General features: G+C 73.1%; 17 protein-coding genes. 12 read left to right on the forward strand and 5 right to left on the reverse strand.

The features are described 5' to 3' along the window. Nucleotides 1-65: 65 nt before the first annotated feature. The 7 genes from ABEA46_RS15110 (at nucleotide 66) to ABEA46_RS15140 (ending at nucleotide 8,030) form a co-directional block, all read left to right on the forward strand. The gene (locus ABEA46_RS15110) at nucleotides 66-1,100 is read left to right on the forward strand and encodes a LacI family DNA-binding transcriptional regulator (RefSeq protein ID WP_345545479.1); all 1,035 of its coding nucleotides are present in this window, start codon (nucleotides 66-68) and stop codon (nucleotides 1,098-1,100) included. 78 nt (nucleotides 1,101-1,178) lie between these two features. Continuing rightward, a complete protein-coding gene (locus ABEA46_RS15115) occupies nucleotides 1,179-2,183 on the forward strand; it encodes a LacI family DNA-binding transcriptional regulator (protein ID WP_345545482.1) in 1,005 nt (334 codons plus the stop codon). A gap of 71 nt (nucleotides 2,184-2,254) precedes the next feature. Beyond that, entirely contained in the window at nucleotides 2,255-3,607 is a 1,353-nt protein-coding gene (locus tag ABEA46_RS15120) for a Gfo/Idh/MocA family protein (RefSeq protein ID WP_345545483.1), read from the forward strand. After that, a complete protein-coding gene (locus ABEA46_RS15125) occupies nucleotides 3,604-4,560 on the forward strand; it encodes an NAD-dependent epimerase/dehydratase family protein (protein ID WP_345545485.1) in 957 nt (318 codons plus the stop codon). Before ABEA46_RS15120 ends, ABEA46_RS15125 begins: the two co-directional genes overlap by 4 nt. After that, on the forward strand, nucleotides 4,557-5,456 hold the full coding sequence (locus ABEA46_RS15130) for a 5-dehydro-4-deoxyglucarate dehydratase (RefSeq protein ID WP_345545488.1): 900 nt from the start codon (nucleotides 4,557-4,559) through the stop codon (nucleotides 5,454-5,456). Before ABEA46_RS15125 ends, ABEA46_RS15130 begins: the two co-directional genes overlap by 4 nt. Beyond that, a complete protein-coding gene (locus ABEA46_RS15135) occupies nucleotides 5,453-6,571 on the forward strand; it encodes a mandelate racemase/muconate lactonizing enzyme family protein (RefSeq protein ID WP_345545489.1) in 1,119 nt (372 codons plus the stop codon). The genes ABEA46_RS15130 and ABEA46_RS15135 overlap by 4 nt, the downstream gene beginning before the upstream one ends. 19 nt (nucleotides 6,572-6,590) lie before the next feature. Then, complete coding sequence (locus tag ABEA46_RS15140) at nucleotides 6,591-8,030, forward strand: aldehyde dehydrogenase (NADP(+)) (protein WP_345545490.1); 1,440 nt, start codon at nucleotides 6,591-6,593, stop codon at nucleotides 8,028-8,030. A 78-nt stretch (nucleotides 8,031-8,108) separates the two neighbouring features. Here ABEA46_RS15140 and ABEA46_RS15145 read toward each other — a convergent pair whose 3' ends face one another. Next, nucleotides 8,109-9,116 carry a magnesium and cobalt transport protein CorA gene (locus ABEA46_RS15145; protein WP_345545756.1) on the reverse strand — a complete coding sequence of 336 codons (1,008 nt, stop codon included), beginning with the start codon at nucleotides 9,114-9,116 and terminating at the stop codon, nucleotides 8,109-8,111. A 245-nt stretch (nucleotides 9,117-9,361) separates the two neighbouring features. Further along, complete coding sequence (locus ABEA46_RS15150; protein WP_345545491.1) at nucleotides 9,362-10,498, reverse strand: glycerate kinase; 1,137 nt, start codon at nucleotides 10,496-10,498, stop codon at nucleotides 9,362-9,364. A gap of 50 nt (nucleotides 10,499-10,548) precedes the next feature. Between ABEA46_RS15150 and ABEA46_RS15155 the strand changes: the two genes are divergently transcribed. Beyond that, complete coding sequence (locus ABEA46_RS15155) at nucleotides 10,549-11,226, forward strand: ThuA domain-containing protein (RefSeq protein ID WP_345545492.1); 678 nt, start codon at nucleotides 10,549-10,551, stop codon at nucleotides 11,224-11,226. 180 nt (nucleotides 11,227-11,406) lie between these two features. Then, nucleotides 11,407-12,393, forward strand: coding sequence for a UDP-glucose 4-epimerase GalE (gene galE, locus ABEA46_RS15160; RefSeq protein ID WP_345545494.1), 987 nt, complete (start codon nucleotides 11,407-11,409; stop codon nucleotides 12,391-12,393). A gap of 228 nt (nucleotides 12,394-12,621) precedes the next feature. Here galE and ABEA46_RS15165 read toward each other — a convergent pair whose 3' ends face one another. Continuing rightward, a complete protein-coding gene (locus ABEA46_RS15165) occupies nucleotides 12,622-13,623 on the reverse strand; it encodes a LacI family DNA-binding transcriptional regulator (RefSeq protein ID WP_345545495.1) in 1,002 nt (333 codons plus the stop codon). Nucleotides 13,624-13,696: 73 nt separating this feature from the next. On the opposite strand from ABEA46_RS15165, the gene galT reads away from it, so the two are divergent. From galT to ABEA46_RS15180, 3 genes are all read left to right on the forward strand, one after another. Then, nucleotides 13,697-14,857, forward strand: coding sequence for a galactose-1-phosphate uridylyltransferase (gene galT, locus ABEA46_RS15170; protein WP_345545758.1), 1,161 nt, complete (start codon nucleotides 13,697-13,699; stop codon nucleotides 14,855-14,857). After that, a complete protein-coding gene (gene galK / locus ABEA46_RS15175; protein ID WP_345545497.1) occupies nucleotides 14,854-16,056 on the forward strand; it encodes a galactokinase in 1,203 nt (400 codons plus the stop codon). Before galT ends, galK begins: the two co-directional genes overlap by 4 nt. A 182-nt stretch (nucleotides 16,057-16,238) precedes the next feature. Next, nucleotides 16,239-17,081: an alpha/beta fold hydrolase gene (locus ABEA46_RS15180; RefSeq protein WP_345545499.1), complete on the forward strand. Its 843-nt coding sequence runs from the start codon at nucleotides 16,239-16,241 to the stop codon at nucleotides 17,079-17,081. A gap of 3 nt (nucleotides 17,082-17,084) precedes the next feature. Here ABEA46_RS15180 and ABEA46_RS15185 read toward each other — a convergent pair whose 3' ends face one another. Together ABEA46_RS15185 and ABEA46_RS15190 are read right to left on the reverse strand one after the other, a co-directional pair. Further along, complete coding sequence (locus ABEA46_RS15185) at nucleotides 17,085-17,504, reverse strand: hypothetical protein (protein ID WP_345545500.1); 420 nt, start codon at nucleotides 17,502-17,504, stop codon at nucleotides 17,085-17,087. A 135-nt stretch (nucleotides 17,505-17,639) separates the two neighbouring features. Continuing rightward, complete coding sequence (locus ABEA46_RS15190; RefSeq protein ID WP_345545501.1) at nucleotides 17,640-19,931, reverse strand: glycoside hydrolase family 3 C-terminal domain-containing protein; 2,292 nt, start codon at nucleotides 19,929-19,931, stop codon at nucleotides 17,640-17,642. Nucleotides 19,932-19,945: the final 14 nt, after the last annotated feature.

Here is a 19,945-nt window from a genome sequence, read left to right on the forward strand (position 1 = left end):
AAGCAGGCGGGAAACCGCTTGCCAATCTACCGCGCGAACCGGACACAGGCTCTAGACTCTGGCCTGTGAGCGACACATCCGCGCCCGCCCGAGGCGCTGCCACCCTCCACGACGTCGCACGCGAGGCCGGGGTCTCGCTGGCGACCGCGTCGCGCGTGCTCAACGGCTCGACCCGCAAGGTCGCCGAGAGCTACCGCGAGCGCGTCGAGGCCGCCGCCGAGAAGCTCGGATACACCGCGAACCTGTCGGCCCAGGCCACCGCACGCGGCACCGCGGCCATCGTCGCGCTGCTGGTCGCCGACATCGCCGACCCCTACTTCGGACAGCTCGCCGCGGGCGTCGCCCGCGGCGCCGACGAGGCCGGCCTCGTCGTCACCATCGCGATCACCGAGCGCGACCCGCAGCGCGAGGTGCGCCTCGTGCGGGCCCTGCGCGGTCAGCGTCCGCGCGGGCTCATCCTCGCGGCATCCCGCACCGAAGGCACCGACGCGGTCGGCCTCGCCGACGAGCTCGAAGCCTTCGCCGGCATGGGCGGACGCGTCGCGGTCGTCGGTCCCGGCGGGGGCTCGGTGCGCACCGTCGCCCTCGACAACCGCGGCGGAGCGGCCGCCCTCGGTGCCGAGCTCGCACGCCTCGGGTATCGCGAGGCGATCGTGGTCGCGGCATCCGAGGGCATCCGCACGTCGGACGACCGCGTCGCGGGGTTCACCGAGGGCTTCGGCGCGGGCGGCGGGACGGTGCGCGAGGTGCGCCGCGCCGGCTTCACGCGCGACGCCGGATACGAGACGGCCCAGCGGCTGCTGGCCGACGGCCTGCCCGAGGGCACGCTGATCTTCGGCATCAGCGACGTGGTCGCGATCGGCATCATGTCGGCGATCCGGGATGCCGGACGCCAGGTCGGCGCAGACGTCGCGGTCGCCGGGTTCGACGACATCGCCACGGGGCGTGACGTCCGCCCGGGCCTGACGACCGTGCACGTGCCGCTGGAGGAGCTCGGCTACCGCGCACTGCACGCCGCGACGGATCCGGAGTGGGATGCGACCGAGCCGCCGCTGCCCCTCGAGGTCATCGTGCGCGGCTCGACCCCCGCACGCGCCTGACGCGCGAGACCTGGGGGCACGCCGCACCGCAGGAAGCGTTTCCTCCCCCGTTAGGCTGAGCCGACCGGAAGGAGACGCATGACTCGACGCAACGACGGCGCGACCCGCGTCACGATCGCGGACGTCGCCGCCCGGGCGGGAGTGTCACTGTCGACAGTCTCGCGCGCGCTGAACGGCAATCCGACAGTCGACCCCGCACTCGCGGAGCGGGTGAAGGATGCCGCGGCCGCCCTCGACTACACCGCCAGTCCCGTCGCACGCAGCCTGGTGCTCGGGCGCACGCAGACCGTCGCCGTCGTGGTGCCCGACCTCGGCAACCCGACGTTCCAGGAAGTGCTGCGCGGACTCAGCCGCGCCGCCGCGGCCGACGACTATCACGTGCTGGTGGCCGATTCGGCCGAGTCCGTCGACGAGGAGCGCGTGCTCGCCGGCACCACGCGGCGCCGCACCGACGGCGTGATCCTGTGCGCGCCGCGTCTGCCGCAGGACGAACTCGACCGCCTCGTGGGCGGACTGCGCCCGGTCGTGCTCATCAACCGCACCGCCGGCGAGGCGCCCTCGGTGCGCGCCGACTACCGCAGCGCTCTGACCGCCGAGCTTGAGCTGCTGCACGAGCTCGGCCACCGCCGCATCGTCTACCTCGCCGGCGCCCCGCGCAGTGTCGCGAACGCCGCACGCCTCGCGGCGATCGCCGAGTTCGTCGCAGGCCACCCCGACACCGAGGTCGCCGAGATCCCCTGCGGCGTCGACTTCGCCTCGGGCGCGTCCGCCGGCGCCGCCGTGCTGGCCTCGGGCGCCACAGCGGCGCTCGCCTTCAACGACCTCGTCGCCATGGGCCTGCTCAGCGCGGTGCAGGAGAGCGGATGCCGCGTCCCGGCCGACCTCTCGATCATCGGCTTCGACGACATCCCCTTCGCCCGGTACACGACTCCCCCGCTGACGACCGCGGCCGTGCCGGCGGCCGAGCTCGGCGCCCAGGCCTGGGCGCGCATGCGCGAGCTGCTCGAAGGCGCCGAGCCGGGGCATCCGCTCACCCTCCTCCCCGAGCTGACGGTGCGGGGCTCGACGGGTCCGGCGGCCTGACCGGCCCTGACGCAGGAACCGCTTTCTCAGTTCTCGTGGTATTCTGAGAAAACGTTTCCTGAAGGAGTGAGATGAGCCACCGCCGGTATGCCCTCGTCGGTGCGGGACACCGCGCCCAGATGTACGTCGACGCGATCATCGGCCGCTACGCCGATGATGCGGCGCTGGTGGCGATCTGCGAGCCGAACCCGGTGCGCGCGCAGTACTACGTCGACCGTGTCGTCGCCGCCGGCCGGCCGGCCCCCGCCGTGTACGGGCCGGACGACCTCGAAGCGATGGTGCACGACCAGCAGGTCGAGCGCGTCGTGATCTGCGCGCGTGACGACCTGCATGCGCCGCTCATCGTGCGCTCCCTCGACGCCGGCGCCGACGTCGTGGTCGAGAAGCCGCTCACGATCGACGGCCCGTCCGCCGCGGCGATCGAGGACGCCATCGACCGCACCGGCCACGAGGTCGTCATCACGTTCAACTACCGGTACTCGCCCCGCAACTCGGCGCTGCGCCAGGTCATCCAGGACGGCACGATCGGCGAGGTCACCTCGGTCGACTTCTCGTGGGTGCTGGACACGAAGCACGGCGCGGACTACTTCCGTCGCTGGCACCGCGAGAAGGAGCACTCGGGCGGGCTGCTGGTCCACAAGGCCAGCCACCACTTCGACCTCGTCAACTGGTGGATCCGCTCGGCGCCGCGCCGCGTGTACGCCTCGGGCGGTCTGCGCTTCTACGGCGCCGACAACGCCGCGGCCCGCGGCCTCCACGATCGTCCCGCCCGCGGCACCCACGACGGAGGCGATGCGTTCGAGCTCGATCTGCGCGACGACGAGCGGCTGAAGGCCCTCTACCTCGACGCCGAGCAGCACGACGGGTACCTGCGCGACCGCGACGTGTTCGGCGAGGGCATCACGATCGAAGACAACCTGGCGCTGGTCGTCGACTACGCCTCGGGGGCGACGCTCAGCTACTCCCTCAACGCGCACTCGCCGTGGGAGGGCTACCGCGTCGCGGTCAACGGCACGCTCGGCCGCGCCGAGCTCGAGGTCGTCGAGCGCGGCGCCGTGCTCGCCGACGAGGGCCTGCACCCCGTGCTCGACCCGTCCGCCGTGCACGCCGGCGACTCCGGGTCGCTGCGCCCCGAGGGCGAGCGGCTCATCGTGCAGAAGCACTGGGAGGCTGCCTACGAGGTGCCGATCGTCAGCGGCGACGGCGGCCACGGCGGCGGCGACGCCCTGCTGCTGTCCGACGTGTTCGAGGGTCCGGGCGAGGACCCGCTGGCCCGCCCCGCCGACTGGCGCGACGGCGTCCGCTCGATCGCGGTCGGCATCGCCGGCAACCGGTCGCTGGCCACCGGCCTTCCCGTCCAGGTCGCCGACCTCGGCATCCGCTTCCTCGCCGACGACCACGCCGCGGCGGCGGTCCGCGCATGACGCGCATCGCGGTCACCGGCGGCGCCGGCCGTCTCGGCCGCAGCCTCGTGGCCGGGCTCGCGGCATCCGGTCACGACCTCGTCTCGCTCGACCACGCCGTGTCGGACGCGCCGGAGCTCGCGGGCGTGGAGCAGGTCGCGATAGACCTGAGCGACGCGGATGCCACAGCCGTCGCCCTCGCCGGGACCCGGGCCGACGCACTCATCCACCTCGCCGCGATCGCCGTGCCGTTCAGCGCGCCCGAGGACGTCATCATGCGCACCAACGCGGGGCTTGCGGTGTCGGTGCTCGGCGGTGCAGTGAAGGCGGGCATCCCGCGGATCGTCGCCGCGTCGAGCCCGACCGTGCTCGGGTACGGCGCGCCCACCGGCTGGGTCCCCGGACGGTTCCCGCTGGACGAGGACACACCGCCCCGGCCGTGGAACGCGTACGCCCTGTCGAAGCTGCTGATCGAGCAGACGATCGCGATGCTCGCCCGTCAGACCGGCGACGCGACGCGCTTCGCGGCGTTCCGCCCCTGCTACGTCATCGCGCCCGAGGAGTGGGCCGGTGCGCTCACCCAGCAGGGCCACACCGTGCGCGAGCGGCTCGACGACCCGGCGCTGTCGGCGCCGGCGATCTTCAACTACGTCGACGCGCGCGACGTCGCGGTGTTCGCCGACACGCTGCTGGCCGCGCTGCCCGAGATCCCCAACGGCGAGACGTTCTTCGTCGCCGCCGACGACGCCCTCGCCCGCGAACCGCTCGCCGACCTCGTGCCGCGCTTCTTCCCCGGCACCGACGACGTCGCCGCGGTCCTCACCGGCACGACTCCGGCGTTCTCGAACGCGAAGGCACGTCGTGTGCTGGGCTGGAGCCCCGCGCACTCGTGGCGCGGCGAGCTCGGCGATGCTGCGACAGGCTCAGCGACCGACCCCATCCCCGACCCCGCCCGAAAGGACGTGCTGGCGTGAACTTCGACGGCATCCTCTTCTTCCCCGTCACCCCGTTCGACGCGCAGGACCGCGTCGAAGAGGACCTGCTGCGAGAGCACCTCGAGACGACGCTCGCGCACAGGCCGGGCGGTGTGTTCCCGGCCTGCGGCACGGGCGAGTTCCACGCGCTGTCGACCGACGAGGCCACGCGCGTCGTGCAGGTCGCGACCGAGACCGTCGCCGGGCGCGTCCCGGTCGTCGCCGGGACCGGCGGTCCGCTCGGCCACGCGAAGGCCCTCGCCCGCGCGGCCGCCGACGCCGGCGCCGACGCGCTGCTCGTGCTGCCGCCGTACCTCGTCGGCGGCCCGCAGTCAGGGCTCGTGGCGTACGTCGAGGCGGTGGCCGCGGCATCCGATCTTCCCGTCGTGATCTACCACCGCGCGAACGCGCAGTTCACGGTCGATTCGGTGCGGCGCCTGGCCGCCAACCCCAAGGTCGTCGGATTCAAGGACGGCGTCGGCGACGTCGGCCTCGCGCAGCAGATCGTGCGCGCCGTGGCCGCCGAGGGCCGCGAGGACTTCGCGTTCTTCAACGGCCTGCTCACCGCCGAGCTGACGCAGGGCGCCTACCGCGGCATCGGCATCCCGCTGTACTCGTCGGCGGCGTTCGCGATGGTCCCCGAGGTAGCCAACGCGTACTACCGCGCGTACGTCGCCGGCGACGAGGACCGCCGCAACGCCCTCCTCGACGGCTTCTACTCGCCGCTCGTGCGCCTGCGCGACGAGACGCCCGGCTTCGGCGTCTCGCTCATCAAGACCGGCCTGCGCCTGGGCGGCCTGCCGGTCGGCTCCGTGCGTGCGCCGCTGGTGGACCCGACCCCCGCGCAGCAGGACCGCCTCGCCGAGATCCTGGCCGCTGGGCGGGCGCTGCTGTGACCACTGCCCGAGAGGGGGATGCCGCCGACAGCACGATCGCGGCACTCGACGCCCGGCTGATCCGCGTGCCGCTGACCCGCCCGTGGGCTGCGGACGTGACGGCCGTCGGCGTGATCGCCACGCACGTGGTGCGCTCGGACGGCGCGGAGGGCTGGGGGTTCTCGTGGACCCCGCAGATCGGCGCCGAGGCGGTCCACGCCCTGCTCGCCCACGACATCGCGACCTTCGCCGCGGGCCGTGCCGCCGACCCGTCGGCGCTGTGGACCGACGCCTGGCGGCACCTGCACGAGGCCGGCGGCGGCGGCGTGACGACGATCGCGCTCGCGGGGCTCGACCTCGCGCTGTGGGACGCCGCGGCCCGCGCCCGTTCGCTCCCCGTCTCGGAGCTCATCGGGCGACGCCGCGAGTCCGTGCGCGCGTACGGCTCGGGCGTGAACCTGCACTACACGCAGGACGAGCTCGTCGCCCAGGTGCAGCGCTGGGTGGATGCCGGGTTCGACGCGGTCAAGATCAAGGTCGGCAAGCCCGACGTGCGCGAGGACGCCGACCGGCTCGCCGCCGTGCGCGAGGTGCTCGGTGCGGACCGCGCCCTCATGATCGACGCCAATCAGCGCTGGGACCTCGACCGGGCCACGGCCTCGCTGGAAGTGCTCGCGCCATTCGCCCCGGCCTGGATCGAGGAGCCGCTGCGCGCCGACGACCTGACCGGGCACACCGAGCTGGCCCGCCGCCTCGCTGGCACGAGCGGCATCCCGATCGCGCTCGGCGAGAACGTGCACACCGCCTACCGGTTCGCCGAGTTCCTGCAGGCGGGCGCCGCGCAGATCGTGCAGCCGAACATCGTGCGCGTCGGCGGCATCACGCCGTTCCTGCGCATCGCGGACGTCGCCGTCGCGCACGGCGCCGCGCTGCACCCGCACCTGCTGCCCGAGCTGTCGGGTCAGCTCGCACTGACCCTGCCGATCGCCGCCGGGGCCGCCGCCCCGATGGCCGAGGATGTCGAGGACGCCGGCTTCGGCGAGCTCGGCGCCCTCGACGGCCCGTCGCCGGTGCGCATCGCCGACGCGACCCTCACCGAGACGCCGCACGTCGGCCTCGGCATCCGCTTCAGCTGACTCCCCCGAAGGAATCCTCATGACCACCACGACCGCCGAAATCGATGCCCTGACCGCCGCCGCGGCCGCTGCCGCCCCGGTGTGGCGCGCCGCCGACGCCGCCACCCGCGCCTCGTGGCTGCGCGCCGCGGCCGACACGCTCGACGCCCACATCGACGAGCTGGTCGAGCTCGCCGATGCCGAGACGCGCCTGGGCGAGACCCGTCTGCGCGGCGAGGTCGGTCGCACGACCGGGCAGCTGCGCCTGTTCGCCACGGTGGTCGAGGAGGGCTCGTACCTCGAGCTCACGGTGGACGACGCCGATGCCGCTGTCGCACGCCCCGAACTGCGCCGCATGCTCACCGGGGTCGGTCCGGTCGCGGTGTTCTCGGCCTCGAACTTCCCGTTCGCGTTCTCTGTCGCCGGCGGCGACACCGCATCGGCCCTCGCCGCCGGCAACCCGGTCATCGTGAAGGCGCACTCGGGTCATCCGCGTCTGTCGGAGCGGACCGCAGCCCTCGTCGCCGAGGCGCTCGTGGCCGCCGGAGCCCCTGAGGGCTCGCTTTCGCTCGTCGAGGGTCGCGAGGCCGGCAACGCCCTGGTGCAGCATCCGGCCATCCAGGCGGCGGGCTTCACCGGCTCGCTCGGCGGTGGCCGCGCGCTGTTCGACCTCGCGTCCGGGCGCCCCGACCCCATCCCGTTCTACGGCGAGCTCGGCTCGGTCAACCCTGTCGTGATCACACCGGCGGCCGTCGCGGCCCGCGGCGAGGCGCTCGCGCAGGGCCTCGTCGACTCGTTCACCCTCGGCGTCGGCCAGTTCTGCACGAAGCCCGGTGTGGTGTTCGTCCCCGCCGGCGCAGGCTTCGAGGCCCTCGTCGCCGGCTTCGCCACCAGCGCGTCGGGCGGTCCGCTGCTCACCGAGCGCATCACCGAGGCCTTCCCGTCCGGGGTCGCGCACCTCGAGTCCGATCCGTCGGTGGCGATCGTCGCGCAGGGCGTCGAGGCCGCGCCCGGGTCGGCGCAGCCTGTCGTGCTGTCGACGGATGCCGCAGCCGTCGCCGCCCGTCCGTCGGTGCTGCTGGAGGAGTGCTTCGGCCCGGTCACCCTGCTCGTGCGCTACTCGTCGCGGGACGAGCTGCGCGCGGCGCTGGAGGCGGTTCCCGGCTCACTGACCGCGACCCTGCACGCCGAGTCGTCGGACGAGGTGTCGGACGTGCTCGAGGTGCTCACCCGCAAGGCCGGGCGCGTGCTGTTCGCCGGCTGGCCGACAGGCGTCGCTGTCACGTGGTCGCAGCACCACGGCGGCCCGTGGCCGGCCACGACCTCGCTGCACACGTCGGTCGGCGCGACGGCGATCCGCCGGTTCCTGCGGCCGGTGGTGTTCCAGGACGCCCCGGCGGCCCTGCTGCCCGAGGTGCTGCGCGACGAGTCCCTCGCCGGCCTGCCGCATCGCCGCAACGGCGTGCTGCAGGTCCCCTGATCCCGCCGGAGCGCCCGCCGCTCCGCCTCCGCGCTCGCTCGACGACCGGGAGTGCTGACCCGGTCGTCGAGCGGACCCTCACAACCAGCGCTTGAGCTTGAAGACGCCGTAGAGCCCGAACCCGAGGCCGACCATCATCAGCAGCGCGAGCGGGTAGCCGAACGTCCAGTGCAGCTCGGGCATGTGGTCGAAGTTCATGCCGTAGACCGTGCCGATCAGGGTCGGCGCGAACAGGATCGCCGCCCACGACGAGATGCGCTTGATCTCCTCGTTCTGGGCCAGGCCCAGCTCGGTCTGCCGCTGCGCCACGAGGGTCGCCTGCACGTTGAGCGCGTTCTCGAGGATCGACCGGAAGGCGCCGGCGCGCTCGACGATGCGCAGCGCGTGGTCGAGCACGTCGCGCAGGTACCGCTGCAGCTCGAGGTCGACCTCGTACTTGTCGGAGCCGCGCCGCAGCGCGTCGATCATGCCGGTGAGCGGCTGCGTCGCCCGCTGGAAGTCGATCACTTCGCGCGACAGGTCGTAGATGCGGCGCGAGACCGCCTCGACGTCGGCCGCGGCGTTGCCGAACAACTGGTCCTCGATCTCGTCGATGTCGTTCTCGAGCCCGGCGATCACCGGGCCGTACTCGTCGACGACCTCGTCGAGCACGGCGTACAGCACCGCCTCGGGCCCCATCGCGAGCAGGTCGGGCGCCGCCTCGAGCCGGCGGCGCACCTTGCCGAGATTCGGCGCCTCGGCGTGCCGGATCGTCACGACGAACTCGGGGCCCACGAACACGTGCAGCTCACCGAACTCGACCTGCTCGGCGGCATCGAGGTAGCGGGCGGGGCGCAGCACCACGAACAGCGTGTCGCCGTAGCGCTCCAGCTTCGATCGCTGATGGCCGGTCAGGGCGTCCTCGACCGCGAGCGGATGCAGCCCGAACTCGTCGGCGATCGAGCGCACCTCGTCGGCGCTCGGGCGGTACAGGCCGATCCAGGCCATTCCGCCGCGGTCGCGCATGACCTCGTACGTCTCGTTCAGGTTCGCCGGGTCCTGTGTGCGTCGCCCCTGGACGTACACGGCGTTGTCGATCAGGGCCATCATGATTCACCTCGATTGCTCGCGTCGGCACGGCGCCCCAGGCGCCGCCATAAAGGCGCGCGCAGACGCGCGCACCGGTGCCACCGCCCGCTGCGAGGGATCAGTGCATCGAGATGCCGACCAGCGAAGACGAAACGGTGGCGCGGCTACTATCACTGGACATCGCGCATCACCCACCTTCCTGGTCGAACGGCCGAAACGGCCTCCGCCACCCTAGGCGACCTCGGCCGAGAGGTCAACCGGAGTCAGTCGAGCGTGCGGGCCAGCAGCGCCCCCGCTGCCGTGAGCCACCGCACCGGCTCGTCCATCGCCGCCTGGCCCGATCCGGCGAGCGCGGTGAGCGACGCGGTCGCCGCGAACCCCGCGACGTCGGCATCCGCGGTGATCCGACCGGCGACGAGGGCGACCGGCACCCCCGCCGCGGCGGCGAGCGCCCCGACGTGCGCGGGCACCTTGCCCGCGGCGGACTGACCGTCGTATGAGCCTTCGCCGGTGAGGACGAGGGATGCCGCCCCCACCGCCGCGTCGAGTCCCACCAGCTCCGCGACCGCCGCCGAGCCCGGCACGAGGCGCGCACCCCACGCCAGGAGACCGAAGCCGGTGCCGCCGGCAGCACCGGCGCCGGCGGCATCCCGATCCGCGTCGGGCTTCGCACCGCCGATCACGTCGGCGAACCGTGCCAGGGCGGCATCGAGCGTCGCCACGTCGGCGGGCGCCGCTCCCTTCTGCGGCCCGAACACCGCCGCCGCGCCGCGGGCCCCGAGCAGGGGGTTCGTCACATCGCTGAGCACTGTCACTCCGCCGGCGGGCAACGGCGCGAGGCCGGACAGATCCGCCGTCGCGATCGTCCCGAGTCCGCGGGCGCCGTCCGGGATCGGCCGGCCGGCGGCATCGGCGAACCGCGCCCCGAGCGCCGTGAGCATGCCGGCGCCGCCGTCGGTCGACGAGCTCGATCCGATGCCCAGCACCAGACGCGAGACGCCGTGGGCGAGGGCCGCCGAGATCGCCTGGCCGAACCCGCGTGTGTGCGCGTCGAACGGGCGCAGGCGCGGCGGGGTTCCGAGCAGCTCGATCCCGCTCGTGTTCGCGAGCTCGACGACGCCGGTGCCGCCCGGCGCGTCGGGCGTCGCCGGCAGGAGCACCCACGACGCCGTGACGTCGGCGCCCTCGGGACCGGCGACGGTGACGGGCATCCGGCGCGCGCCGGGCACCGCGGCGGCGAACGCGTCGACGGTTCCTTCGCCGCCGTCGGCCATGGGCAGCAGGCGCAGGGTGGCGGCTGGCCGCTCGGCCCGCCACCCCGCGGCAAGGGCTTCGGCGACGGCCGCCGCGGCGACGGTTCCCTTGAACGAGTCCGGGGCGATCACGACGGTGTGGGCCATGCCAGTTCCTCCTGCAGCGGGAAAGCGTTATCCTCCAGATCATGGTACCCATGGAACGATCGGAACCCGAGGCCCCGCGTGTCGTCATCGCCACCGGAGCCGGCCGCTACGCCGACCCGTGGCATCCCTTCCCCGCGACCTCCGCCCGCATCGCCGAGATCCTCCGCGCCGACGGCTGGGACGCCGCGATCGACGACGACGTCGACCACGCGCTGGCTCACCTCGACGGCGTCGACCTGCTCGTCGTCAACGCCGGCGACCCGTGGCGCGACGGCGGCGAGCCCCGGGTCGACCCCGCGGCCGCGGCCGGACTCGCCGAGGCGATCGCGCGGGGCATCGGGCTGATCGGGGTCCACGCCGCCCTGTCGAGCCTGCGCGACCACCCGGCGTGGCGCGAGGCGATCGGCGGCGAGTGGGCGCCCGGCACATCGTGGCATCCGCCGATCGGCGACGCCCGCGTCCGGATCATCGACACCGGCCACGCCCTCACCGACGGCGCGACCGACCTCGAGGTGTTCGACGAGCGGTACAGCGACCTCGTGGTCGACGCCGACGCGCGCGTGCTGGCCGTGCACGACGTCGACGGGGCCGAGCACGCTGCGGTCTGGGTGCGCGAGCAGCCGACGCGCGCGGTCGTGTCGTCGCTCGGGCACGACGAACGCGCCTACGACTCCCCTGCCCTCGCCGCTCTGCTGCAGCGCGCCGCCCGCTGGGCCGCGCGGGTCTGAGCGTCGGCGCACCGCCTCGGGACGCCCCGGCGCCCCGCCGGCGAATGGATGCCGCCACCCCGCGCGCCCTGAAGGCCCGTGCGCTGTGCGCGCCTGTCGCACGAGCACCCCGGGGACGAGGCATCCATCGCGACCCGGCACAATGGAACGCGAAACCCGCCCCCGACCCGACGGAGTGACATGTCCTGGCTCGTGACCGGAGGCGCCGGCTACATCGGCGCCCACATCGTCCGCGCACTCACCGAGGCGGGCCTGACGTCCGTCGTCATCGACGACCTGTCGAGCGGGCACGCCGAGTTCGTGCCCGAGGGCGTGCCGTTCGTCAACGGGTCGATCCTCGACACGGCACTCGTCGAGAGCACGCTGCGCGAGCACGGTGTCGTGGGCGTCATCCACCTGGCTGGGTTCAAGTACGCCGGCGTCTCGGTGCAGCGCCCCCTGCACACGTACGCGCAGAACGTCGAGGGCACCCGCTCGCTGCTGGAGGCCATGCAGGCCGCCGCGGTGTCGAACCTGGTGTTCTCGTCGTCGGCCGCGGTGTACGGCACGCCCGACGTGCCGCTGGTCACCGAGGACCTTCCGAAGCGGCCCGCGTCGCCCTACGGCGAGTCGAAGCTCATCGGCGAGTGGCTCATCCGCGACCAGGGCATCGCGACGGCCGACACGCAGCACCCGCTGCGCCACACCGCGCTGCGGTACTTCAACGTCGTCGGCTCGGGCGACCCGTCGGTGTACGACACCAGCCCGCACAACCTGTTCCCGCTGGTGTTCGAGGCGCTCCTCGACGGCCGCACGCCGCGCATCAACGGCGACGACTACGACACCCCCGACGGCACCAACGTGCGCGACTACGTGCACGTCGCCGACATCGCGGCCGCACACGTCGCTGCCGCCGAGCGACTGCTCGCGGGCGAGGCGATCGAGCCGGCGTACAACCTCGGCTCGCAGAACGGCCTGAGCGTGCGCGAGATCATGGACGCGATGGCCCGCGTCACGGGCATCGACTTCACGCCCGAGATCGCCCCGCGCCGCCCCGGCGATCCCGACCGCATCGTCGCGACGGGCGAACTGGCCGCGCGTGACCTCGACTGGAAGAACCGGTACACCGTCGACGAGATGGTCCGCACCGGCTGGGAGGCCCGCCGCAACGCGAGCGCTGGTCGCTGAGCCGATCGTGCCAGCTCGTCGGGCGAGCGCCAGCGAGACGAAACGCGGTGACGGACCGCCGAGAACGTCTCCTCCTCCGGTCGTTGAGCGAGCGCCAGCGAGACGAAACGCGGTGAGACGTCCTCGAAACAGCCACGCGCCGGCTCGCCGGGATGGCCAAGTCCGAGCAGCGGCTCGCGGCGTTTCGCCTCGCTTCGCTCGCTCAACGAGCGGGCTCGACGAGCGGGATCAACGAGCGGGAGCAGAAGGACCCGTGCTCGCGCGCACGACGAGCCGCGTCGGCACCGTCTCGAACGCCGCGGGGGCGCCGGCCTCGATGCCGTCGACGAGCGCGGCGACCGCACGCGCTCCGAGGGCGTCGAAGTCCTGGTGCACGGTGGTCAGCGGCGGCCGGTAGTCCGCGGCGTCGGCCACATCGTCGAAGCCGACGACGCTCACCTCGCCCGGCACGTCGCGGCCGGCCTCGGCGATCCCCCGCAGCAGCCCCAGCGCCATCTGGTCGTTCGCGGCGAACACCGCCGTCGCGCCCGCGGTGAGGAGGGTGGATGCCGCACCCCACCCCGACGCTGACGTCCAGTCGCCGCGCACCAGGTCGGGCACGCGCGCCCCGGCCGCGTCGAGGGCGGCACGCCAGCCGCGTTCGCGCTCGGCCGCGGCGAACGAGCCGGCAGGACCGGCGAGATGGTGCACCGTCGGGTGCCCCATGTCGAGCAGGTGCCGGACTGCCGACTCCGCGCCGGCGGCGTGGTCGGTGACGACGACGCCGAACCGGTCGTCGCGCGGCGAGTCGACGACCACGAGCCGCAGGCCCGCGGCACGCACGTCGGCGCCGCGCAGGCGTTCGGTGGCCTCGTTGAGCACGATCGCGCCGTCCACGCCCTGCTCGGCGAGCCGCTCGAACGCGTCGGCCACCGAGGCGTCGGGGCCGAGCGTCACGACAGTGAGCGCGTAGCCGCGCGAGGCCGCGGCATCCGCCACCGCCTGCAGCATGCGCGAGTTGCCGACCGACGCGAGCGTCGACACGACCAGCCCGAGGGTCTGGGTGCGCCCGGTGCGCAGCGCGCGCGCCGCGCGATGCGGGCGGTAGCCGAGCGCGGCCATCGCGGCTTCGACGCGGGCCCGCGTGTCGGGATCGACGCGGGGGCTGCCGTTGACGACCCGCGACACCGTCTGCCCCGAGACGCCCGCGCGCTCGGCGACGTCGGCCATCGATACGCGTCTGTCGACCATGCTCCCCCGATTCGTGTTGACGCTAACATAGCGCCTCCGTTACCATGTTGACGTGAACACACCTGAGTTCGGGATGGATACCGTCACCCTCGGCGCCGGCGTCGTCAAGCGTCCGACGCGCCTGGCCGACGGGCGTGAGCTGATCTACTACGACGACCCGGGCACCACCCTCGGCCCCGACCGGGCGATCGATGCGCGCGAGCTCGCGCCGCGCCCCGAGACCGCGACCATGCGCCGCGACGTGCTCACCGGCGACTGGGTGTCGATCGCGGCGGCACGCCAGAACCGCGCGTTCCTGCCGCCCGCCGAGCTCGACCCGCTCGCCCCGCAGACGCCGGCCAACCCGTCCGAGATCCCGTCGCGCTACGACGTCGCGGTGTTCGAGAACAAGTCGCCGTCGTTCGGCCCGGCCCTCGCCGTCGCCCACGGCGACGCCCCGGCCGGCATCGATGCCCCGGTCGATCTCGACGACCTCGTCGCGCCCGGCCTCGGCCGCACCCGCACGAGCGTCGGGCGCTGCGAGGTCGTGTGCTTCAGCCCCGAGCACTCCGGCTCGTTCGGCTCGCTCACTCCCACCCGCGCGCGCACCGTCATCGAGGCATGGGCCGACCGCACCGCGGCGCTCTCGGCACTCCCGGGCATCGAGCAGGTGTTCCCGTTCGAGAACCGCGGCGAGGCCATCGGCGTGACGCTCCCCCACCCGCACGGGCAGATCTACGCCTACCCGTACATCACCCCGCGCACGACGAGCCTGCTGGCCTCGATCGACCGCGAGGGTCCCGACCTGTTCGCGCGCATCCTCGAGTCCGAGCGCACCGGCGATCGCGTGATCCTCGAGGGCGAGCACTGGACGGCGTTCGTGCCGTTCGCCGCGCGCTGGCCGATCGAGATCCACCTGCTGCCCCACCGTCACGTCGCCGACTTCGCCGAGACCACCGCCGCCGAGCGCGACGAGCTCGCACCGCTGTACCTGCGCCTGCTGCGCGGCGTGGACGCGCTGTACGACTCGCCGACGCCGTACATCGCCGCATGGCACCAGGCGCCGGTGCACCGCGGCCGTGACACCGCCCGCCTGCACCTGCAGCTGACGTCGCCGCGCCGCGCGGCCGACAAGCTCAAGTTCCTCGCCGGGTCCGAGGCCGCCATGGGCGCCTGGATCGGCGACATCCCGCCCGAGGCGGCCGCCGCGAAGCTGCGTGAGGCCGTCGCATCCATCCCCGAGGAGACCCTGTGACCGACGCCCGCACCGCCCACGACACCACCACCGCCGCCCGCGCCCTGTTCGCCGAGCGCTTCGGCGAGGACCCCGTCGGCACGTGGTCCTCGCCGGGTCGCGTCAACCTCATCGGCGAGCACACCGACTACAACGACGGATTCGTGCTGCCGTTCGCGATCCAGCACCGTACGCACGTGGCCCTCGCGCCGCGCGCCGACGGGGTGTTCCGCGTCCGCGTCGCGTCGACGTTCGACGACGCGACGGCAGAGGTCGCGCTCGATGCGCTCGACGTGGTGTTCCCCGACCAGCGCGCCGACGTCCCCGAGTGGGCGCGCTACCCCCTGGGCGTGGCGTGGGCGCTGCTGGCCGCATCCGGGACCGATCCCGCCGACGTGACCGGCGTCGACCTCGCCTTCGCCTCGGACGTGCCGGTCGGTGCGGGTCTGTCGTCGTCGGCCGCGATCGAAGGGGCGACCGCCGTCGCCCTCGCCGACACGTGGGGCATCGACCTCGATCGTGTGGCGCTCGCCAAGGTCGGCCGCCGTGCCGAGAACGAGGCCGTCGGCGCTCCCACCGGGATCATGGACCAGATGGCGTCGCTGCTCGGCCGCCCCGACGCCGCCATCTTCCTGGACTGCCGCTCGCTGGAGGCCGAGGTCGTCGACCTGGGCTTCGCCGAAGCGGGCCTGGAGCTCGTCGTCATCGACACCGGTGTCAAGCACTCGCACGCGACCGGCGGCTATGGCGAGCGCCGCGCCGCCTGCGAGCGGGGTGCCGCAGCGCTGGGCGTGCCGGCCCTGCGTGATGTCACGGTCGACGACCTGCCGCGCCTGGCCGAGCTCGTCGATGACGTCACCTTCCGCCGCGTCCGCCACGTCGTGACCGAGAACCAGCGCGTGCTCGACACCGTGCGCACCCTTCGCGAGCAGGGTCCGACCGCGATCGGCGAGCTGCTCGTCGCCTCGCACGCCTCCATGCGCGACGACTTCGAGATCTCGGTTCCGGAGCTCGACACCGCGGTCGAAGCCGCGCTGTCGGCCGGCGCGGTCGGCGCGCGGATGACCGGCGGCGGCTTCGGCGGCGCGGCGATCGCCCTGGTCACCCACGATCGGGTCGAGGCGGTCCGGGATGCCGCCACCGCCGCGTTCGCGGCATCCGGTTTCGCCGCCCCGACGATCTTCACCGTCACGCCGTCGGCGGGCGCCGCCCGCGACTGAACGTGTTCACTTGCGTTGAACGTACGACGACACGCCGTCGTGGCGTACGTTCAGCGCAAGTGAACCGGGAATGAACGGTCGTCGCGCAGCGACACACGCACTGGCGGTGAGGGATGCCGCGGCCTAGCGTCGGACGCAGGGCCGCGGCATCCCTCACCCGTCGTGGTCCGGAAGGAGCGATCGTGGCGTACATCACCGTCGGGACCGAGAACTCGGTCGACGTCGACCTCTACTACACCGATCAGGGACCGGCCGAGGCGCAGCCCGTGGTGCTGATCCACGGGTTCCCGCTGAACGGCGAGTCGTGGGGCAAGCAGCAGGCCGCCCTGCTGGACGCCGGCTACCGCGTGATCGCATATGACCGTCGCGGGTTCGGCGAGTCCACCAAGGCCGGCGACGGGTACGAGTACGACACGTTCGCCGCCGACCTGCACGCGCTGATCGAGGACCTCGATCTGCACGACGCGATCCTCGTGGGCTTCTCGATGGGCACCGGCGAGATCGCGCGTTACCTGTCGCGCTACGGCTCGGCGCGCGTCGCGAAGGCCGCCTTCCTCGGCTCGCTCGAGCCGTTCCTGCTCATCACCGACGACAACCCCGACGGAGCGGGTCCGCAGTCGTTCTTCGACGGCATCGCCCAGTCGGTGCGCGACGACCGCTACGCGTTCATCGCCGGGTTCTTCAAGGACTTCTACAACCTCGACGACACGCTCGGCTCCCGCATCTCGCAGGAGGCCCTGGACGCGAGCGTGCAGGTCGCGAACACCGCCGGCAACACCGCCATCGCCGCGGCGCCCCTCACGTGGCCCACCGACTTCCGCGCCGACATCCCTGCGATCGACGTGCCGACCCTCATCCTCCACGGCACGGCCGACAACATCCTGCCGATCGACAAGACGGCCCGCCGCTTCCGCGAGCTGCTGCCGGACGCCGTCTACGTCGAGCTGGAGGGCGCCCCGCATGGGCTCCTGTGGACCCACGGCGCCGAGGTGAACGAGGCGCTGCTCGCCTTCCTCGCGAACTGACGATCAGGAGCCGTCGGGGATCACGCGCACGTGGTCACCGACGGCTTCGCCGTTGCCCAGCACGTCGGCGTCCGAGGCGTAGAGGGTCGCCTTCACCAGCCCGTTCGACACCGCGATCGGAAGGGATGCCGCGCAGCCGGCCGCCCACTTCTCGCCGTCGAACATGACAAGGCAGGTGTCGTCGCGTCCGCTCCCGTTCGCCCGCAGAGCGGCATAGTAGGCGTCGCCATGAGAGTCCTCACCGAGATAGCGGGTGCTTGACGCCTGGAGATCGTCGAAGTCGGCGTCCGCCGGCAGGCGATCCTGCTCCGTCTGCTCACCGGTGAGGAACGCCGGCTGGTCCTCCGCCGCCGTGCACGCCGTCAGCCCCGCCATCGCGAGCACCGTCACCGCGATCCCGATCGCCCGACCGCGTGCGCGCATCGCCGCTCCTCACCTTCGAATGTGCAGGTCAGCCACACATTAGCGCCCGCGGCGGGCGCGGGGCGAGCGGAATGACGGATGCCTCGACCCGGGGCCTGCGCGCAGGCCCGGGTCGAGGCATCCACTCTTCGAGGATCACGCCTGCGCCGGCACCACGCCCGCGTTCGCCATGGCGATGAGGCCGTCGATCATCTCGGGGCTCGTGCCCGCGCCGTCGCCCGCGAGACCGGCCATCATGCCGATGCGGCCGATGGGGAAGGACTCCATCATCTTCGACATGTCGACGCCCTCGGGCATGATCGACGCGGCGCTGTCGGCGACGCCGCCCATCGCCTGCGCGACCATGGCCTGCACGATGGGGCCCGCCACCGGGTGGCGCAGCACCTCGCCCATCGACGACGAGCGCGTGAGCGGCAGCGTGAACGCGTCGCCCTCGACTGTGACCTCGGCGGTCGAGCGGATGTCGCGGCTCGATGCTCCGACCGACACCGTGTACGAGCCGCCCTCGACGACCCAGCGGTCGGCGCGGATGTCCCAGTACGCGAGGTCCTGGCGGCGCACCGTGAGGGTCACCGTCTGCGTCTCGCCGGGCTCGAGTGCGACCGAGGCGAACGCCTTGAGCTCGCGCGGGGCGCGCTGCACGGCCGAGCCGTCCAGGCCTGTGTAGACCTGCACGACCTCGCGGCCCGCGCGGTCGCCGGTGTTGGTGACGGCCACTGTCACCTCGACGTCGCCGTCCGCGTCGACCTCGGCGGCGGCATCCCCGTACGCGAAGGTCGTGTACGAGAGGCCGTGGCCGAACGGGAACGCGACATCCAGGTTGCGCGCGTCGTACCAGCGGTAGCCGACGAACAGGCCCTCGCCATAGCGGACGTGCGAGAACTCCCCCGGGAAGTCGAGGTACGCCGGGGTGTCCTCCAGACGCACCGGGATCGTCTCGGTGAGCTTCGCCGACGGGTTGACCTCGCCGAACAGCACGTCCGCGGTCGCGCCGCCGCCGGCCTGGCCGAGCAGCCAGCCCTCGAGGATCGCCGGAACGCGGCCGGCGAACGGCAGCGCCACGACGCCGCCGTTCGAGAGCACGACCACCGTGTTCGGGTTGGCGGCCAGCACCGCGTCGAGCAGCTCGAGCTGCGCGGCGGGCAGGTCGATGTCTTCACGGTCGTAGCCCTCGGACTCCAGACGCGCCGGCAGACCCAGGAACAGCACGACGACCTCGGCGGCGTCCGCGGCGGCGACGGCCTCGTCACGCAGGCTCGCGGCGTCGTCGTCGGACACCGCGAGCGCATTGCTGAAGCCCTGCGCGTACGACACCTCGCCGGCCGCGAGCGCGCGGATCTCGTCCAGCGCGCTGTCAAGGCGCGTCGGGTTGATCATCGACGAGCCGGCGCCCTGATAGCGCGGGGATGCCGCGAACTCGCCGATCACCGCGATCCGCGCATCGCGTGCCAGCGGCAGCACGCCGCCCTCGTTCTTCAGGAGCACGATCGAGCGGCCGGCGGCCTCGCGGGCGAGCGCGTGGTGCGCGTCGACATCGAGCGGGCCGGCGACCGCACCGGCGCCGTCCGTCGCCTTGCGCACGAGGTCCAGCACGCGGCCCGCGGCGACGTCGAGCACGGACTCGTCGAGCGATCCGTCCTGGACGGCGGCGACGATCTGCGCGTCGGTGACGCCGCCCGACGACGGCATCTCGAGGTCCATGCCGGCGGCAAGGCCCGGGACGCGCTCGTTGACGGCGCCCCAGTCCGACACCACGAGCCCGTCGAAGCCCCACTCGTCGCGCAGCACCTGCGTGAGCAGCCACGGGTCCTCCGACGCGTACACGCCGTTGATGCGGTTGTACGAGCACATGACGGTCCACGGCTGGGCGTCCTCGACGACACGCTGGAAGCCGCGCAGGTAGATCTCGCGCAGCGGCCGCGGGTCGACGTCGGACGACGCGCGCATGCGGTCGTTCTCCTGGTTGTTGGCGGCGAAGTGCTTGAGCGACGTGCCAACACCCTTGGACTGGATGCCCTTCACGATGGCCGCACCCAGCACGCCCGACACGATCGGGTCCTCGGACAGGTACTCGAAGTTGCGGCCGCACAGCGGCGAGCGCTTGATGTTGATGCCGGGGCCGAGCAGCACCGCGACGTTCTCGATCGAGGTCTCGGTGCCGAGCGCCTCTCCCACGCGGTGGATCAGGTCGACGTCCCACGACGAGCCGATGCCGACCGCCGGCGGGAAGCAGGTGGCCGGCACGCTGTCGCCGATGCCGAGGTGGTCGCCGCCCTCACGCTGCTTGCGCAGGCCGTGCGGACCGTCGGTCACCATGATGGCCGGCACGCCCACGCGCTCGACCGGCTTCGTGTACCAGAAGCTCGCGCCGCTGGTCAGCGACGCCTTCTCTTCGAGGGTCAGTTCCGTGACATCGGGGATGCTCATGGAGTTCCTTTCAT

This window comes from Microbacterium jejuense, assembly GCF_039544225.1.
GTDB lineage: Bacteria > Actinomycetota > Actinomycetes > Actinomycetales > Microbacteriaceae > Microbacterium > Microbacterium jejuense.